Here is a 17,124-nt window from a genome sequence, read left to right as displayed (position 1 = left end):
TTATCCTACGCAGTCGGCGCTCGCGGGGGAACGCAACTTCCGATCAGAACGTCAGAATTATCTGGCGCATTAAAGGTTCGCCCGCTAGATTCGTAGCGATCATTGATTGAAGGTTCTGCCATGAGCACCCAACGCGACACCCCCGACCCCTGCGAAGCCCTGTTGCTCGACAACCAGGTGTGCTTCGCCCTGCACTCCACGTCGCTGCTGATGACCAAAGTCTACAAGCCGCTGCTGCAAGCCCTGGGCCTGACTTATCCGCAGTACCTGGCGATGATGGTGCTGTGGGAAAAGGACGGCCTGACTGTCGGGGAAATCAGCAACCGCCTGCTCACCGATCCGGGTTCACTGACCCCGTTGCTCAAGCGCCTGGAGGCCGAGGGCTTGCTGAGCCGCACCCGCAGTCGTGAGGATGAACGCGTGGTCATCGTCGAGCTCACCGAACAGGGACGCGCCCTGCAGGAAAAGGCCCTCAACATTCCCCAGTGCATTCTCGGCGCCAGTGGCCAGACCCTGGAGCAATTGAAGAAGCTGCAGCATGACCTGCAAGAGCTGCGCGGGAATTTGCAAGACAGCCTCTGAAACGCAGCCTGTCCAGCAGCACCGTCAACTGCCCCAACGCTATCGCGAGCAGGCTCGCTCCCACATTTTGATCTTTGGTGAACGCACTTTTTGTGTTTAACACAGATCGTTGTGGGAGCGAGCCTGCTCGCGATGGCACCAGTCCGATCACCTCCTGCCCCCCTTCGCCCCTCCCTGAAAAAAAATTTTCAGCTGATGAAACCGCTCTATCTCAAGGGATCTACGCCGTTTGAGCGAGCGAAATTCAATTCCCCTTAAAAATTTATCTTGCGCGCAAAATATTAGTGCTATACATTTGCCTCACACCTACTTAGCGCACAAATATTTAGCGCTGCAACAGCAACCAAAACCGAGGCTCTCACCATGCAAACGCTCTACACCGCAATCGCAACTTCCACCGGTGGCCGTGATGGTCGTGCAATCTCCAGCGACAACATCCTGGACGTCAAACTCGCCACCCCCAAAGAACTCGGCGGTGCAGGCGGCGCGGCAACCAACCCGGAACAACTGTTCGCTGCCGGCTACTCGGCCTGCTTTATCGGTGCCCTGAAATTCGTCGCAAGCCAAAGCAAGCGCAAGATTGCGGATGACGCCTCGATCACCGCCCATGTCGGTATCGGCCAGATCCCCGGTGGTTTCGGCCTCGACATCGACCTGCACATCAGCTTGCCCGGTCTGGACCTGGCCGATGCACAGAGCCTGGTGGACGCAGCTCACCAAGTCTGCCCGTACTCCAACGCCACTCGTGGCAACGTCGATGTGCGCCTGCACGTCACCGTTTAACCAACGCCTTCCAGCCTGCACTTAAGGAGATGCACATGAACACCTTCAGCAAAGCCTTGACCGGCACCCTTCTGGCACTGAGCGTCGGCAGCGCGTTCGCCGACGGCATCGTGGAACACAACACCCAGGCGTTTCTCGACGCGCTGAATGCCGGCACCGGCAAGCCATTGGAGCAACTGTCGCCCAAGGACGCCCGCGCGGTACTGGTCGGCGCCCAGGCCGGGGTGAAACTGAGCTTGCCCAAGGCCGACGTCAGCGAGAAAACTATTGAGGTCGATGGCCAGCCGATCAGCCTGACCATCGTCCGGCCGGCCGGCGTCAAGGGTGAACTGCCGGTGTTCATGTTCTTCCACGGCGGTGGTTGGGTATTGGGGGATTTCCCAACCCACGAACGGCTGGTTCGGGATCTGGTGGCCGGATCAGGTGCCGTCGCAGTGTTCGTCAACTACACGCCTTCGCCGGAAGCGCATTACCCGGTAGCGATCAATCAGGCCTACGCCGCGACGAAATGGGTGGCCGAGCATGGCAAGCAAATCAATGTCGACGGCAAGCGCCTGGCCGTGGTGGGCAACAGCGTCGGCGGCAACATGGCAGCGGTCGTGGCGTTGATGGCCAAGGACAAAGGTACCCCGGCGATCAAATTCCAGGCCTTGTTGTGGCCGGTGACCGATGCCAGCTTCGAGACGGCGTCCTACAACCAATTCGCCGAGGGACACTTCCTCAGTAAAAACATGATGAAGTGGTTCTGGGACAACTACACCACCGATGCCGGGCAACGTAACGAGATCTATGCCTCCCCGTTACGCGCCAGCACCGCGCAACTCAAGGGCCTGCCGCCCGCGCTGGTACAGACCGCCGAGGCCGACGTGTTGCGCGATGAGGGTGAAGCCTACGCCCGTAAACTGGACGCGGCTGGCGTGCCGGTCACGGCGGTGCGCTACAACGGCATGATTCACGATTATGGTTTGCTCAATGTGGTGAGCCAGGTGCCAGCGGTGCGTTCGGCGATGTTGCAGGTATCCCAAGAACTGAAACAACATCTGAAGTGACTTGTGGCGCAACCCTGTGGGAGCAAGGCTTGCCCGCGATGAACACAGCGCGGAACCGAGGCGCCTGGATCGCGAGCAAGCTTTGCTCCCACAGGGCAGGATTAAATCCCCTCGCCACCGTCTCCATCCTGCCCTCTGTCTGAACATGATCCGCAGGCATGAAAAAGCCCGACTCAATGGTCGGGCTTTTTCATACACAAGACTTCGCTTATTTAGCGCGGCCTTTGTAGGAACCGCCTTCGCGGGTATCGATCTCGATCATGTCGCCGATTTCGATGAAGTCAGCAACCGACAGCTCGGTACCGTTCTTCAGTTTGGCAGGCTTCATTACCTTGCCGGAAGTGTCACCGCGAGCGGAACCTTCGGTGTAGTCAACCTGACGCACGATGGTGGTCGGCAGTTCTACGGAGACCAGACGCTCTTCGAAGAACACGGCTTCGCAGACGTCAGTCATGCCTTCTTCGATGAACGGCAGAACGCTTTCGATGTCTTCGGCGTTCAGCTCGTACATGGTGTAGTCAGTGGTGTCCATGAACGTGTAGGTGTCGCCGCTGATGAAGGACAGGGTCGCTTCTTTGCGGTCGAGGATCACGTCGTCCAGTTTGTCATCGGCGCTGTAGACGATCTCGGTTTTGTAACCGGTCAGCAGGTTCTTCAGCTTGGTCTTCATGATCGCGCTGTTACGACCCGACTTGGTGAACTCAGCTTTCTGAACCAGCCAAGGATCGTTTTCGAGACGGATCACGGTCCCGGGTTTCAGTTCTTTACCAGTTTTCATTGCGAATATCCGAATTTGGATGGGATTTACAAAAATCTAGGCCGCGTATCATATCCAATTTACATAAAACTTCACCAGCGCTGCGGCAAGATCGGGTCGCGAGGCCTGTTCCAGACACCATGCCTGGGCATGATCAAGCAGTTCCTGCTGCTGTTGATCGACCATTTTCCAGTGTTCGGCCATGTCCTGGCCAGCATTCCAGGATCGCCAGAGACCGCTGATCGCTTTTTCAGCCGGCTCCGAAAGGCCGTGGGTGTACAGCCGGAGAAATGCCTCGAGTTTTTCCAGATGAACGTCTTCTTCCTGCTGGTAGATATGCCAGAGCAGCGGCCGACCCGCCCATTGGGCGCGCACGAAGGAGTCTTCACCCCGCACGGCGTTGAAATCGCAGCACCATAGCAGTTGATCGTACTGATCCTGGCGGACGAACGGCAGCACCTGCACCGTCAGGGCACCACGTTGTTGTACCGCACCGGCCTTCAGGCCATCGATGCCGAGCCAACGCTGGACATCGCCGAGCACCCGACCTTCGGGGATCAATACATGAGAGGCCTGGGTATCGGTCGCCATGGCATCGAACCAACTGGCAAGCCCGGCGTTTTCGTAGGCAAACAGCGAGATCAGACGCGAGCCCGGCGTCCGATGGACGCCCAACGCCTCCAGGAAAATCCGTTGCGCCTGGGCATCCTGCTGAAACTGCCGACGCCGCTCCAGCAGGCCGGCTTCACGCAGCAGCCCGCCCGTGCCCTCGCGGAAGCCCGGAAAAAAGAAATATTTCTGCACGTGCTTGTATTTGACCGAGGGTAATCCGTGGCACCCGATCACCCAATCTTCCGCACTCAGGTAATCGAGGTTCATCCACAACGGCGTGGTCTGCCGCTCAGCCATCGCATCCATGTAGGCGCTCGGCAACTGGCAGGCAAACGCGGCGATGACTACATCGGCGGCGTCGGTGGACGGCCAGACCTCAGGCCAATGGCAGACTTGCACACCCTGCTGCCATTGCTCGCACAGCGTGATGTCGATTTGCGGACACAGTCGTTCAAAGGCCCGCAGGTCATCGACCCATAGCCGCACCGCACATTGATGCTCGGCCACCAATTGCCGAGCCAGGCGCCAAGTGACGCCGATGTCGCCAAAGTTATCGACGACGGTGCAAAAAATATCCCAGCGCACGGTCATTCCCGACTCCCTGTGGCAAAGGCCTGATTGTCCCGTATTAAACCGATGATGCAGAAGAGCCGACGGCGATTAATCTTCATGCGACAATCGCCGCCTATCACGTGTTCATTGCCAGGAAGCAGCCATGTCCGATCACCCGCCAGCGCCACGCCTTACAGCCCTGCAATTGACCGTCAGCATTGCCCTGGGCCTGTGGCTGGGGTTCCTCGCCATCGTATTGACCGGCTGGCTGCTGTCCAGATTCCTGTTCAACGAACAACTGGCGCCAGTGGCCGCAGCCGTGCACCAACTGGGGCAACCACCGGCGGTGCAACCGGCCCCGGAACCGCCAACCCCCATGTTCGAGCAGTACCAGCAAAATCTGCAACGAAACGAACAACGACAGGCCCTGGATCAAGCCCGCAGCGATCCTCGCAACCTGTCCAACCCCAAGTGTCAGTTCTGGTTGCAACAGGACCAGAACGCGCCCAGTGAAAAGAGCCGGGCCAACGTTTTGCAGTTTTGCGATTGATCATGAACAAACAGATCGTCCACCAACTGATTCTCGACAAACTCAGGATTGACCTGGGTATCGCCGAGCGCGCCGCGCAAACGGCCTACGAAACCGCGACCCACGAGGAAAACATCGCCGAGAACAAATACGACACCCTGGGTCTTGAAGCGTCTTACCTCGCTGCCGGGCAAGCCAGGCGTGTCGAAGAAATCCGCCAGGCCCTCGCCCTCTGCCAGAACCTGATACTCAGGCCCTACGACGAACAGCGCGGCATTCAGATTGGCACCCTGATCGGGCTGGCGGATGAAGATGACCGCCAGCAATGGTTGTTTCTGGGACCGGATGCCGCGGGCTTGAAAGTGTCGCTGGTGGGCCAGCCGATCACCGTCATCACCCCTCGCTCGCCGCTGGGACGAAGCCTGCTGGGCAAGTTCGAAGGGGATGAAGTAGAGATCGTCGTCGCAGGCGCCCGGCAACAGTTCGCTGTCACCGAGGCGATCTAGCACTCACTGTTCAGTGCACCGGTAATTCCACACCGTCGAACAGCTCTTCGAGTTCCTGCTTGTTGTGGCACTGGATGGCCTTGGCCATGACTTCCCGGGTCAGGTGTGGCGCGAACTTTTCGATGAAGTCGCACATGAAGCCACGCAGGAAGGTGCCGCGCCGGAAACCGATCTTGGTCACGCTGGACTCGAACAACTCGCTGGCATCCAGCACCACCAGATCGCCGTCCAGCTTGGTATCGACGGCCATTTTCGCCACGATGCCCACGCCCAGACCAAGGCGGACATAGGTCTTGATGACGTCGGCGTCGGCGGCGGTGAACACCACTTTCGGGGTCAGGCCGCGATGGCTGAAGGCTTCGTCGAGTTTCGAACGGCCGGTAAAACCGAATACGTAAGTCACGATGGGGTATTCGGCCAAGGCTTCAAGCGTCAACTTTGGCAGCTTGGTCAGCGGATGGCCCTGAGGCACAACCACGCAGCGGTTCCAGCGGTAGCACGGCATCATCACCAGATCGCCGAACAGTTCCAGAGCCTCGGTGGCGATGGCGAAATCCACGGTGCCGTCCGCCGCCATTTCGGCGATCTGCATCGGCGAGCCCTGGTGCATATGCAAGGCCACGTCCGGGTATTGCTTGATGAAGTTGCTGATCACCGGAGGCAGTGCATAACGGGCCTGGGTGTGGGTGGTGGCAATCGACAGCGTGCCTTTTTTCTCGTTGGAAAATTCCTGGGCAATCTGCTTGATGCTTTCGACCTTGCGCAGGATCTCCCCGGCCGTGGTGATGATGCGCTCACCGGCCGGAGTCACGCGGGTCAGGTGCTTGCCGCTGCGGGCGAAAACTTCGACACCCAGCTCATCCTCCAACAGGCGGATCTGCTTGCTGATGCCGGGTTGCGACGTGTAGAGGCTTTGGGCAGTAGCGGAAACGTTGAGGTCGTGGTGCGCCACTTCCCAGATGTAGCGCAGTTGTTGAAGCTTCATATGTATCCCTCAAAGCAGTTGGACGCCACGGGCATCAGCGACGGTATATAACTATATGAATGGTTGCATCAATTAATCTAGAACTTTTTATGAAAAAGCCACTACTTTGCCTCAAGCCTCCCCCTGACGTCGCCGCTGCACCAACGGCACCAGGTAGACCGGTACCCGGGATAACTGCAATACCCGCGCAGCGGTCCTGCCCAGCGGCGTTTCACCGCTCGCCCCTTGGCAGTGACTGCCTACGATCAGCAAATCCACAGAGAGTTTCGCAGCCTGATCGAGAATGACCTGGGATGGATCGCCCTGGAAAACCCGCACCGACTTGATCAGCTTCAAGTCCTGCTGCCCCTCACCCAACTCTTCACGAAAGCTGTCGAGCACCCGCTGCTCAATGTTGGCCATCACCGTATTCAGACCCTGGCGATGAAATTCGTTCAGCGCTTGCTCATCGAGATAACTTTGCAACACCGACTCCGCGAACAGCCCCATTGGCTCTACCGCGTGCACCACATACAACTCGGCTTCGAACGTCCGTGCCAACGCCAAGGCATGCTGCATCACATAAGGGGCGTAAAGTCCCAGGTCTGTGGCGTACAGCATCGAACGAATCATGTGACCTCCTCGCGTGCCAGAATGGCGGAGATGGATTCAGCTTAGCAGCGCCTTGAGGAGTACGACGTCCAGCGTAACGCCCTAAACAACGGGCAGTCAGAGCTTCACTTCATTGCTGATGCCGTGAGGCACATGCCCCGTGGCGACCACCTCGCGAGCCAGTTCGCAGTGGCCGGTCTGGTCGTCGAAAAAGACGTCGGCGGCGAAGGCTTCGAGAAATGCCGATTTGGTCAGGCCACCGAGAAACAGCGACTCATCCAGACGAATGTCCCATTCGCGCAACGTCCGGATGACGCGCTCGTGGGCCGGTGCCGAACGGGCAGTGACCAGCGCCGTGCGAATCGGGCAGGCGTCTTCGGGGAACTCGCGTTGCAGTGCATTGAGTGCCGCCAGAAACCCCTTGAACGGCCCGCCTCGCAGCGGCTCACGAGCCGCTTGCCGTTCGCTGGCCTGGAATGCAGCCAGGCCGCCGCTCTGATAGACACGCTCGGATTCGTCGGAAAACAGCACCGCATCGCCGTCGAAAGCGATACGCAGTTCCTCGCTGGCGGCGCGGCTGGCGCCACCCGACAGAATGGTCGCAGCGGCGAATCCGGCGTCCAGGGCACTGCGCACATCTTCAGCGTGGGTGGACAGGAACAGATCACAGCCGAACGCCTTCAGATAGGGGTAAGGACTGCGGCCGCCGACGAACGCCGCGCGGGAAATCGCCAGCCCGTAATGATGAATCGAGTTGAACACCCGCAGGCCGGTGTCGGCGCTGTTGCGCGAAACCAGAACTACCTCGACTCGCGCACGCCCCAGATGCTCGTTGAGACTCAGCAGCTTTTGCACGAGAGCGAAGGCGTCGCCGGGTTCGAGGACTTCGTCCTCATGCTCAATCTGATATTGCCGGTAAGCCTCGACGCCGCCCGACAGATACACCTTATGGCTGTCACTCAGATCGAACAGCGCCCGCGACGAAATCGCCAGCACCAGTTTGTCGTCGATGTTGTTTGCCATGTCGCTCCCCCTTTCGCCTGATCAGCGGTTTCGTCGGTCCATAAATGCCAACGCCTGATACAAGGCTTCGATTTTCGGCAGCTCACAACCGGCTTTTTTCGCCGCCGCCAATGGTCGGCTGTAAATAGCCTCCAGCTCCAGCGCGCGCTGGTGGGAATAATCGTGATACATACTCGGCCAGTAGTCGGGCATCTTTTCGGTCATCGCAAACAGATACTCGGCATAGCCCGGCGCAATCTGGTGACCGCAAGCCTGAGCACCCCGCACCACCTCCCCCATCAGGGCCTGGATCAAGCCTCGGCTGTCACTGTCGGCCATCAACGGCGTGGTACTGGCACCCAACAGAACCGAAAGACCGTTGTAGGGCACGTTCCACACCAGTTTCTGCCAGCGCGCCTGCCGCAGGTCGGGCATGGCCTGGGAATCCAGGCCGGCGGCACGGAACAGCCCGGCCCCCTGCTCGACAATCGCCATGCGTTGCGCCTGATCGTGGCAAGGACCGCTGTGGTAACCGAGGTTGACTGCACCGAGGGCCTGGTGGGCAATGACGCCAGGACCGACCCGATGCACACAGATCAGGCACAGGCCGCCCAGCAGATGCAGCGAATCGGGCAGCAACGGTCGGAGGTCGTCCTCAACATCCAGGCCATTTTGCAGCAACAGGACTTTTGCACCCTGAGCGGCAGCTTGAATGATGGCCGGGGCCAGGTCGGCATTGCTGGTGGTCTTGGCACCGACCAGTAGCCAGTCGCAGGGCGGCATGTCCGCCGCCGAACGATACGCCTGGACCGGGTTGAGCGTCAGGGCGCCGTGAACCGCGCTGTCGACTCGCAAGCCGCCCTCGGCCACCGCCCCAAATTCGCTGCGCAGTAAAAAATGCACGTCAAAACCGGCGCGAGCCAGCATCACGCCATAGAACCCACCGATCGCACCGGTGCCGATCATCCCGATCCGCGGTTTAACGCCTGCCTGCATCATTGCCACTCCTCAGCTAACAGTCCATGCGCATCATTACATAGGTGCGGGCCAACGTGGCGAGACAGCCGGGTTCCGCCGGCCGGTTCACGTTCGGGCGCAGCAGGTCCTTTTGTGAAGGCTGCGCCGTCAAGCGCGAGCAAGCTCCCCCGCCGCAATTAACCCGTCCCTGCCCATTGTCGAGCAACCTCGTAACGCGCTAAGGTTCCGCTCCCCGACGCGCTTAAATCCGCTGTGCACCGCCGCGCGGGGATCGCTGGCGGCCGGCACCCGTGACCTGACGAGTAACACGATGGCTGATTTACCGATCAATGACCTTAACGTCGCCTCCAACGAGACCCTCATCACGCCTGACCAGCTCAAGCGCGATATCCCCCTGAGCGACGCTGCCCTGCGCACCGTGACCAAGGGCCGGGAAGTCATTCGCAACATTCTCGACGGCACCGACCATCGCCTGTTCGTGGTCATCGGGCCCTGCTCGATCCATGACATCAAGGCCGCCCACGAATATGCCGAGCGCCTGAAAGTGCTGGCGGCGGAAGTTTCCGACACCCTGTACCTGGTAATGCGGGTGTATTTCGAAAAGCCGCGCACCACCGTCGGCTGGAAAGGCCTGATCAACGACCCGTACCTGGACGACTCCTTCAAGATCCAGGATGGCCTGCACATCGGTCGCCAATTGCTGCTGGATCTGGCCGAAATGGGCCTGCCCACCGCCACCGAAGCCCTGGACCCGATCTCCCCGCAATACTTGCAGGACCTGATCAGTTGGTCGGCCATCGGTGCGCGGACCACCGAATCCCAGACTCACCGTGAAATGGCCTCCGGCTTGTCCTCGGCCGTGGGTTTCAAGAATGGCACCGACGGCGGCCTCACCGTGGCGATCAACGCCTTGCAGTCGGTTTCCAGCCCTCACCGCTTCCTGGGCATCAACCAGGAGGGTGGCGTCTCGATCGTCACCACCAAGGGCAACGCTTATGGTCACGTGGTGCTGCGCGGTGGCAACGGCAAACCGAACTACGATTCGGTCAGCGTCGCGCTGTGTGAGCAGGCACTGAACAAGGCCAAGATCAAGCCGAACATCATGGTCGACTGCAGCCACGCCAACTCCAACAAGGATCCGGCGCTGCAACCGCTGGTGATGGAGAACGTGGCCAACCAGATTCTGGAAGGCAACCAGTCGATCATCGGCCTGATGGTCGAAAGCCATTTGAATTGGGGCTGCCAGGCGATCCCCAAGGATCTGGCGGACTTGCAGTACGGTGTGTCCATCACCGATGCCTGCATCGACTGGAGCGCAACCGAGAACACCCTACGCAGCATGCATGCCAAGCTCAAGGACGTGTTGCCTAAACGTCAGCGTGGCTAAAAGGATCGCAGCCTCGTGGCACTCGACGGCGCCTAGGCCGGCTATGTGTAGGCGAAGGCTGCGACCTTTGCTCTTTTCAAGGCTAAAAAAAACGCCGGGCTTTTCAGCCCGGCGTTTTTATTGGGGAATCCGTAAGGTCAGAGCTTGGCCGCGTGACGCTGGTGACGCTCCATGTAGCGCTCCACGTAGGAGCAGGACGGGATCACCGTGTAGCCCATTTCGTCGGCGTATTGCAGCGCCCTTTCGGTCAGCGCCGCCGCAATGCCGCGTCCGCGCAAGGCGTTGGGCACGAAGGTGCGATAGATATCCAGGGTCTGTTTGCCCAGGTCCATATAAGTCAGATAGGCACGATGACCGTCCACATTGGTCTCGAACTGATGACCAGCCTGGTCATGGTGGATGGACAACGCCTCGCTCATCACTACTCCTCGCGGGTCTGAATGCTGACCCCTACCTTACCGATGTTTTTCCGGCGAAGGAACATCTACGCCACCCCGTGCCTGTCTGGTCACCGAGCGCCAACACCCACCGCTCAACCCCGAGCACGTCGTGAATAGTAGGCACCAATGACGCAAATGCTCAAGGCACGCCCGTCAATGGGGGTAAAACCCGGTCGGGTTTATCGATTGAGCGCCACCGTCACGCGCTAGTCGGCCAAGGCGCAATAGCTGAACATCGCCAGTTGTTGAGTCGTGAGACGAGCGCCGGTTATTAAAGTCACCGCCAACACCAATAAAGATAGCCGCCCCCCTGAGCAAAAAACGCTCAAAAGTGTAGACGAATCAATAAACAACGACGTTAACGGCTTAAGGAAAGTTCTCCCGCGCACGGAACTTTTGCTCAATGACGCGCTCAAGCCAGGTGCCGGAGGCTGCATATTTTTTAAACAACACCCCAAAAAGTTGCTCGAAAAAGAATCACCGCCTACAATTTTTTTGCTTCTTGCGCGACGTCAGTTTACTTACTACAAGTAATGGGTAGTATGTACGCCGGCTAACTCCTCGCTGTGAGGAGACAGTCACTTAATAGAAAGTCCTTGAAGGGGAACACGATGAACAACGTTCTGAAATTCTCTGCTCTGGCCCTGGCCGCAGTTCTGGCTACCGGTTGCAGCAGCGCATCGAAAGAAACCGAAGCACGTCTGACTGCTACCGAAGACGCAGCAGCTCGCGCCCAAGCTCGTGCAGACGAAGCTTACCGTAAAGCTGATGAAGCTCTGGCTGCTGCTCAAAAAGCACAACAGACTGCTGACGAAGCTAACGAGCGTGCTCTGCGCATGCTGGAAAAAGCTAGCCGCAAGTAATAGTCCTCCGGGATTGTTATCGAGCCGACCCATTTTTTGGGTCGGCTTTTTTATTGCCCGGCGTTTCCCCAGGCGATAAAAAACCCGCCGACATCGCGAAACGCCGGCGGGTCTCTATTGCAGGTTTTACTGTTGCAGATCGATCGGCGCGCTGGAGACCATCGGTGCCGAAGTATTCGGAACGGCGATCTCGACCGGCAGGCCGTCTTCGGCCGCCACCACATCACGCACAACATCCCAGTCCATGCGCAGGTTGCTGGTGATGTCCTCACGCTTGAGCATCGTGTTGATCACCGCGGTGTGCTTGTCCACCACCGATGGGTTGCCGTTGTCGTCCAGCGGCGTGTGGGCCTCCAGATAAACCTTCCCGCCGCTCACACCCAGCTTGTAGGGATCGTTGATGATCCGTACCGAGGTGCCCACCGGCACCATGCCGGCCATCTGCAGTACGTTGTTGTTGAACATGCGGAAGCAGCCGTGGCTGGTGCGCATGCCGATGCCGAACTTCTTGTTCGAACCGTGGATCAGGTAACCCGGGGTGCCCAGGGTGAACTTGAACGGACCCAAGGGATTATCGGGACCGGCCGGCACCACGTTCGGCAACGGATCGCCGTCGGCGGCATGCTCAGCCTTGATCGAGGCCGGCGGAGTCCAGGTCGGATTCGGGGTCTTGGCAATGATGCTGGTGTGGGCGATCGGCGATCCCCAACCTTCACGGCCAATGCCCAGCGGGAAGGTGTAGACCACATTCCGGCCCTTGGGGAAGTAGTAGAGACGGTACTCGGCGAGGTTGATCACGATGCCTTCGCGCGGGCCAGGCGGCAGGATGAAACGGGTCGGCAGCACGACTTCGGTGCCCGCACCCGGCAACCAGGGATCGACGCCCGGGTTGGCAGCGACCATCTCGGTGTAGCCCAGGTCGTAGGTAGTGCCCAGGTCGGCGAAGGTGTCTTCGTATTTGGCCTTGATGACCTGCACCTGGCCGACAATGTCTTCGCCTGGCGGTGGCAGAGGCAGCTCCAGGGCGGCAACGGGACCAGCCATGCACAGGGCGGCAAGAGACAGGCAGCGGGTGACGGCAGGCAAGCGCAGCAACATCCGGGAAATCCTTTGCAGGTCGAACAGAGGGTATGAAGACTGTGATTGTACACCGGCCCCCGTTATTTCGGGGAGGGCGACAATGAGGCGTCCGATGCCTAGCATGTCTGGAGACTGAAATAAAAACCTGTGGGAGCGAGCCTGCTCGCGATAGCGGCGGCACATCCAACATCAATGCAAGCAGACCCACCGCCATCGCGAGCAGGCTCGCTCCCACAAGGGGCATGCCGGGGATCTGGGGAATTACAATTCGAACCGCAGTTCCGGCCAGATCGGCGAGGTGCCGCGCTTCTGGGACTCCAGGATCGCCCGGCACAATGAACACAGGCGATGGTCCTGGAATATCTTGCGGTCAACAGCCGACCAGCGCGGCTGGGCTGGCAGCAGGCTGCCGCACAGGGTCCGGTCGGCCGAGCCACCGAGTTCCAGTTGCCGGGTCACCAGATGCACCCGCACTTCCTGGCAGGCGAACAGGTCCAGCTGTTCGTCAGGCTCGATCAGTTGGTAGGCAAACAGGGACCAGGCGGGACGCGGCATCGGGGGCTCCAAATCGGGGGCGCCACATTAGCCGAAAGACCGCCTGTAGAAAAGCGTCACAGCAGCGGTTTTAGCGTCGGCCAGACATTTTCCAGCAACTTGCCCTGGGCCGCGACGGACGGGTGCAAGCCATCGCCCTGCATCATCCCCGGAACACCGCCAACGTCCTGAAGGAAAAATGGCACCAGCGGCACGTTTTTCTCCTCGGCCAGGGTGCTGTAGACCCGGGCGAAGGCATCGGTGTAGCGCTGCCCATAATTGGGCGGCAACTGCATGCCCAGCAGCAGTACCTTGGCACCGCTGGCGCGGGAGCTGTCGATCATCGCTGCAAGGTTTTGTTGCAATTGCGTTGGCGGCTGTCCACGCAAGCCATCGTTGCCCCCCAGTTCCAGGATCACCAGGTCCGGCTTATGGGCTGCAAGCAGCGCCGGCAGCCGCGCCTGGCCGCCTGCACTGGTGTCACCACTGATAGAAGCATTGACCACTTTGTCGTCGAAACCTTCGGCCTTGAGCCGTTGTTCGAGCAAGGATACCCAACCTTGCCGGGTATCCAGGCCGAAAGCGGCGCTGATACTATCGCCAACGATCAGGACTGTACCCGCCGCTGCGTTCTGGGCCATGCACATCAGGGCCAGGCCGGCACTCAAAAACCACACACGCATCGGATTCTCCATGGGCTCAAGCATTCTCACCGCGAAGGACCTTAGCAAAGTGGTTCCCAGCGCGGAAGGTGAACTGACTATCCTGCACGAACTCAGCCTGGAACTGAACAAGGGCGACAGCCTGGCCATTGTCGGCGCATCCGGTTCCGGCAAATCCACCCTCCTGGGCCTGCTGGCCGGCCTCGACCTGCCCAGCAGCGGTGAAGTGACCCTCGCAGGTCAAGCCCTCAGCGTTCTGGATGAAGACCAGCGGGCCCGGATCCGCGCCGAGCATGTCGGCTTTGTCTTCCAGTCGTTCCAGTTGCTCGACAGCCTCAATGCGCTGGAAAACGTCATGCTGCCATTGGAACTTGATGGTCGCCAGGATGCCCGCGAACGCGCTACGGAATTGCTGCAGCGGGTCGGCCTGGGCCAGCGCCTGACCCATTCGCCCCGCCAGCTCTCTGGCGGCGAGCAGCAACGCGTGGCGATTGCCCGTGCCTTTGCGGCCGAGCCGGACGTGCTGTTTGCCGACGAACCCACTGGCAACCTCGACAGCCACACCGGTGAGCGCATCAGCGATCTTCTGTTCGAGTTGAACAAGGAAAGCGGCACGACCCTGGTGCTGGTCACCCATGACGAACGCCTGGCCCATCGTTGCCGGCGCCTGATTCGACTTGAAGCCGGCCAGATGGTCGCCCCCCTGGAGCCTTGATGGCACGCTTGCCGCTGTTGCGTCTGTTCAGTCTCGCTGTCCGCCAATTGCTGCGCGACGCCCGCGCCGGCGAACTGCGGGTGTTGTTCTTCGCCCTGCTGGTGGCGGTGGCGGCGAGTACCGCCATCGGCTACTTCGGAGCCCGTCTCAACGGCGCGATGATGATGCGCGCCACCGAATTCCTTGGCGCCGACCTGCTGCTCGAAGGCAGCTCGCCTGCCCGTCCCGAACAGATTCGCGGCGGCACCGATCTGGGCCTCGAACATGCCCGGGTGGTGGAGTTTTCCAGCGTCGTGGCCACCGACAATGGCATTCAGCTCTCCAGCGTCAAGGCCGTCGATGACATCTACCCCCTGCGCGGCGAACTGAAAAGCGCCCCTGCCCCGTTCGCCCCGGAAGAAACCGGCGGGCGACCGAACCCTGGCGAGGCCTGGGTTGAAGCACGGCTGCTGACGGCACTGGACCTGAAAATAGGCGACAGCATCGACGTCGGCAACCAGCCCCTGCGCCTGAGCCGTGTGTTGACCTACGAACCGGATCGCGCCGGCAATTTCTATAGCCTCACGCCCCGGGTCATGATCAACCTCAAGGACCTGGACGCTACCGGCGTCGTGCAGCCCGGCAGCCGCGTCAGTTATCGCGACCTGTGGCGCGGCCCGGCACCAGCGCTGCAAACCTACCGCGACCTGATCAAGCCGGGCCTGGAGCCCAATCAGCGGCTGCAGGATGCACGCGATGGCAACCGGCAGATCGGTGGCGCCCTGGGCAAGGCCGAACGGTATCTGAACATGGCCAGCCTGGTGGCGGTGCTGCTGTCCGGCGTCGCCGTCGCCCTCTCGGCCAACCGCTTTGCCACCCGACGCTTTGATGCCAGCGCACTGCTGCGTTGCCTGGGGTTGTCACGCCGGGAAACCATGGTGCTGTTCAGCCTGCAATTGACCGTGCTGGGCCTGCTGGCCAGCCTCAGCGGTGCGCTGCTTGGCTGGGTCGCCCAACTGGGTCTGTTTGCACTGCTGCATGACCTGTTACCCACGACCGTCCCGCCGGGTGGCCTGCTGCCGGCCATTGCCGGAATCGGCACCGGAATGGTGGCGTTGGCCGGCTTCGCCCTGCCCCCTCTGGCCGCGCTGGGACGGGTACCCCCCTTGCGCGTTTTACGCCGGGACATGCTGCCGATTCCTTCCAGCACCTGGGTGGTCTATGGGGCCGCCCTGGGTGCCCTTGGCCTGATCATGTGGCGCTTGAGCCTGGACCTGGTCCTGACGTTCGCCCTGCTCGGCGGTGGCGTCATCGCAGCACTGGTGCTCGGCGGCCTGCTGTTGCTGCTGCTCCAAAGCTTGCGCAGGATGCTGGCCCGCGCCTCGTTACCCTGGCGGCTCGGCCTGGGCCAGTTGCTGCGCCACCCCTTGGCGGCGGCCGGCCAGGCGTTGGCATTCGGCTTGATTCTGTTGTCCATGGCGCTGATCGCCCTCTTGCGCGGCGAGCTGCTGGACACTTGGCAAAACCAGTTGCCGAAAAACGCCCCGAACTATTTCGCCCTGAATATCTTGCCCAACGACAAGCAGGCCTTCACCGACAAGCTGCTAGCGTTGTCGGCGCAATCGGCGCCGCTCTACCCCGTGGTACCGGGACGCCTGATCAGTATCAACGGCGAGCCGGCCAAGGAGTTTGTCACCAAGGACTCGGCTGGTGACCGGGCCCTGCAGCGCGACCTGAGCCTGACCTGGGCTGCGGACCTGCCGGCGGGCAACGTCGTCACGGCCGGGACCTGGTGGCCGCAACAACCGCCGGACGATATTCCGGGCGTTTCGGTAGAAGGCAAGGTGGCCGAGAACCTCAAGATCCAGCTGGGGGACCGTCTGGTTTTCAACGTGGGCGGCGTCAATCGTGAGGCGAAGGTCACCAGCTTGCGAGAAATCAACTGGGACAACTTTCAGCCTAACTTTTTCATGATCTTCCAACCCGGCACGCTGAAGGATCTACCGGCCACCTATCTGACCAGCTTCTATCTGGCGGCAGGCCACGACCAGCAGATTGTCGACCTGTCCAGGGCCTTCCCGGCGGTGACGATCCTGCAAGTCGAAGCCCTGCTCGAGCAGTTGCGCAGCATCCTGGCCCAGGTCACCCTGGCCGTGGAATATGTGTTGCTGTTTGTACTGGCTGCGGGAATGGCCGTGCTGTTCTCCGGCCTGCAAGCCACCCTCGATGAACGGATCCACCAGGGTGCGCTGCTCCGCGCCCTGGGTGCCGAACGAGCCCTGTTGGTCAAGGCCCGGCGCATCGAGTTCGGGCTGTTGGGTGCGGTCAGTGGCTTGCTCGCGGCCTTGGGTTCGGAACTGGTGAGCCTGGTGCTTTATCGTTACGCGTTCGACCTGCCCTGGCATCCGCATCCATGGCTGCTGGTACTGCCTTTGGTGGGAGCGTTATTGATCGGGGCAGCCGGTGTGTTCGGTACGCGTCGAGCCCTCAATGCCAGCCCGCTGACAGTCTTGCGCGAGGGTTGATAGACTCCCGGCT

19 protein-coding genes are annotated in these 17,124 nt (G+C 60.4%); 9 read left to right on the top strand and 10 right to left on the bottom strand.

Annotated features, from left to right (window positions below; genetic code table 11):
- Positions 1-120 precede the first annotated feature (120 nt).
- The 3 genes from T3A99_RS24925 (at position 121) to T3A99_RS24915 (ending at position 2,414) form a co-directional block, all read left to right on the top strand.
- Positions 121-582: a MarR family winged helix-turn-helix transcriptional regulator gene (locus T3A99_RS24925; RefSeq protein ID WP_047226361.1), complete on the top strand. Its 462-nt coding sequence runs from the start codon at positions 121-123 to the stop codon at positions 580-582.
- A gap of 363 nt (positions 583-945) precedes the next feature.
- Entirely contained in the window at positions 946-1,365 is a 420-nt protein-coding gene (locus T3A99_RS24920; protein ID WP_047226360.1) for an organic hydroperoxide resistance protein, read from the top strand.
- Positions 1,366-1,400: 35 nt separating this feature from the next.
- Positions 1,401-2,414 carry an alpha/beta hydrolase gene (locus T3A99_RS24915; RefSeq protein WP_047226359.1) on the top strand — a complete coding sequence of 338 codons (1,014 nt, stop codon included), beginning with the start codon at positions 1,401-1,403 and terminating at the stop codon, positions 2,412-2,414.
- 208 nt (positions 2,415-2,622) lie between these two features.
- On the opposite strand, the gene T3A99_RS24910 is transcribed toward T3A99_RS24915, so the two are convergent.
- The gene (locus tag T3A99_RS24910; RefSeq protein WP_003199385.1) at positions 2,623-3,192 is read right to left on the bottom strand and encodes an elongation factor P; all 570 of its coding nucleotides are present in this window, start codon (positions 3,190-3,192) and stop codon (positions 2,623-2,625) included.
- A 48-nt stretch (positions 3,193-3,240) separates the two neighbouring features.
- Positions 3,241-4,374: an elongation factor P maturation arginine rhamnosyltransferase EarP gene (gene earP / locus T3A99_RS24905; protein WP_281459419.1), complete on the bottom strand. Its 1,134-nt coding sequence runs from the start codon at positions 4,372-4,374 to the stop codon at positions 3,241-3,243.
- A gap of 124 nt (positions 4,375-4,498) precedes the next feature.
- Here earP and T3A99_RS24900 point away from each other — a divergent pair, with 124 nt between their 5' ends.
- Both T3A99_RS24900 and T3A99_RS24895 read left to right on the top strand, forming a co-directional pair.
- Positions 4,499-4,885 carry a cytochrome b/b6 domain-containing protein gene (locus tag T3A99_RS24900; RefSeq protein ID WP_139050766.1) on the top strand — a complete coding sequence of 129 codons (387 nt, stop codon included), beginning with the start codon at positions 4,499-4,501 and terminating at the stop codon, positions 4,883-4,885.
- Between the two features lie 2 nt (positions 4,886-4,887).
- Complete coding sequence (locus tag T3A99_RS24895; RefSeq protein WP_047226356.1) at positions 4,888-5,370, top strand: GreA/GreB family elongation factor; 483 nt, start codon at positions 4,888-4,890, stop codon at positions 5,368-5,370.
- A gap of 10 nt (positions 5,371-5,380) precedes the next feature.
- Here the strand turns inward: T3A99_RS24895 and cysB are convergent, their stop codons facing one another.
- The 4 genes from cysB to T3A99_RS24875 form a co-directional block, all read right to left on the bottom strand.
- Positions 5,381-6,355 (bottom strand): HTH-type transcriptional regulator CysB, encoded by a 975-nt coding sequence (cysB, locus tag T3A99_RS24890; RefSeq protein ID WP_018603112.1) that lies wholly within the window; start codon positions 6,353-6,355, stop codon positions 5,381-5,383.
- A 111-nt stretch (positions 6,356-6,466) separates the two neighbouring features.
- Positions 6,467-6,967: a universal stress protein gene (locus T3A99_RS24885; RefSeq protein ID WP_047226355.1), complete on the bottom strand. Its 501-nt coding sequence runs from the start codon at positions 6,965-6,967 to the stop codon at positions 6,467-6,469.
- Between the two features lie 96 nt (positions 6,968-7,063).
- Positions 7,064-7,969, bottom strand: coding sequence for a 5'-nucleotidase (locus T3A99_RS24880; RefSeq protein WP_173407177.1), 906 nt, complete (start codon positions 7,967-7,969; stop codon positions 7,064-7,066).
- A 21-nt stretch (positions 7,970-7,990) separates the two neighbouring features.
- Positions 7,991-8,944: a putative 2-dehydropantoate 2-reductase gene (locus T3A99_RS24875; protein ID WP_047226421.1), complete on the bottom strand. Its 954-nt coding sequence runs from the start codon at positions 8,942-8,944 to the stop codon at positions 7,991-7,993.
- Positions 8,945-9,236: 292 nt separating this feature from the next.
- Here T3A99_RS24875 and T3A99_RS24870 point away from each other — a divergent pair, with 292 nt between their 5' ends.
- Entirely contained in the window at positions 9,237-10,313 is a 1,077-nt protein-coding gene (locus tag T3A99_RS24870) for a 3-deoxy-7-phosphoheptulonate synthase (protein ID WP_003199364.1), read from the top strand.
- Between the two features lie 137 nt (positions 10,314-10,450).
- On the opposite strand, the gene T3A99_RS24865 is transcribed toward T3A99_RS24870, so the two are convergent.
- Positions 10,451-10,732, bottom strand: a complete 282-nt coding sequence (locus T3A99_RS24865) for a GNAT family N-acetyltransferase (RefSeq protein WP_047226353.1) — start codon at positions 10,730-10,732, stop codon at positions 10,451-10,453.
- Between the two features lie 632 nt (positions 10,733-11,364).
- Between T3A99_RS24865 and oprI the strand changes: the two genes are divergently transcribed.
- Positions 11,365-11,616 (top strand): outer membrane lipoprotei OprI, encoded by a 252-nt coding sequence (gene oprI / locus T3A99_RS24860; RefSeq protein WP_011335311.1) that lies wholly within the window; start codon positions 11,365-11,367, stop codon positions 11,614-11,616.
- 126 nt (positions 11,617-11,742) lie between these two features.
- Here the strand turns inward: oprI and T3A99_RS24855 are convergent, their stop codons facing one another.
- The 3 genes from T3A99_RS24855 to T3A99_RS24845 form a co-directional block, all read right to left on the bottom strand.
- Positions 11,743-12,714 carry a L,D-transpeptidase family protein gene (locus T3A99_RS24855; protein WP_047226352.1) on the bottom strand — a complete coding sequence of 324 codons (972 nt, stop codon included), beginning with the start codon at positions 12,712-12,714 and terminating at the stop codon, positions 11,743-11,745.
- 243 nt (positions 12,715-12,957) lie between these two features.
- Entirely contained in the window at positions 12,958-13,251 is a 294-nt protein-coding gene (locus T3A99_RS24850; protein ID WP_047226351.1) for a hypothetical protein, read from the bottom strand.
- A 56-nt stretch (positions 13,252-13,307) separates the two neighbouring features.
- Entirely contained in the window at positions 13,308-13,913 is a 606-nt protein-coding gene (locus T3A99_RS24845; protein WP_047226350.1) for an arylesterase, read from the bottom strand.
- Between the two features lie 10 nt (positions 13,914-13,923).
- Between T3A99_RS24845 and T3A99_RS24840 the strand changes: the two genes are divergently transcribed.
- Positions 13,924-14,607 carry an ABC transporter ATP-binding protein gene (locus T3A99_RS24840; RefSeq protein WP_092397715.1) on the top strand — a complete coding sequence of 228 codons (684 nt, stop codon included), beginning with the start codon at positions 13,924-13,926 and terminating at the stop codon, positions 14,605-14,607.
- Positions 14,607-17,111, top strand: coding sequence for an ABC transporter permease (locus T3A99_RS24835; RefSeq protein WP_076385720.1), 2,505 nt, complete (start codon positions 14,607-14,609; stop codon positions 17,109-17,111). The genes T3A99_RS24840 and T3A99_RS24835 overlap by 1 nt, the downstream gene beginning before the upstream one ends.
- The last annotated feature ends 13 nt before the right edge of the window (positions 17,112-17,124 follow it).

Origin of the sequence: Pseudomonas sp. N-137, from assembly GCF_034555295.1 — a bacterium.
GTDB classification, from domain to species: domain Bacteria; phylum Pseudomonadota; class Gammaproteobacteria; order Pseudomonadales; family Pseudomonadaceae; genus Aquipseudomonas; species Aquipseudomonas rhizophila.
The sequence above is the reverse complement of the archived record's forward strand: the minus strand, read 5'-3'. Positions and strand labels throughout refer to the sequence as shown.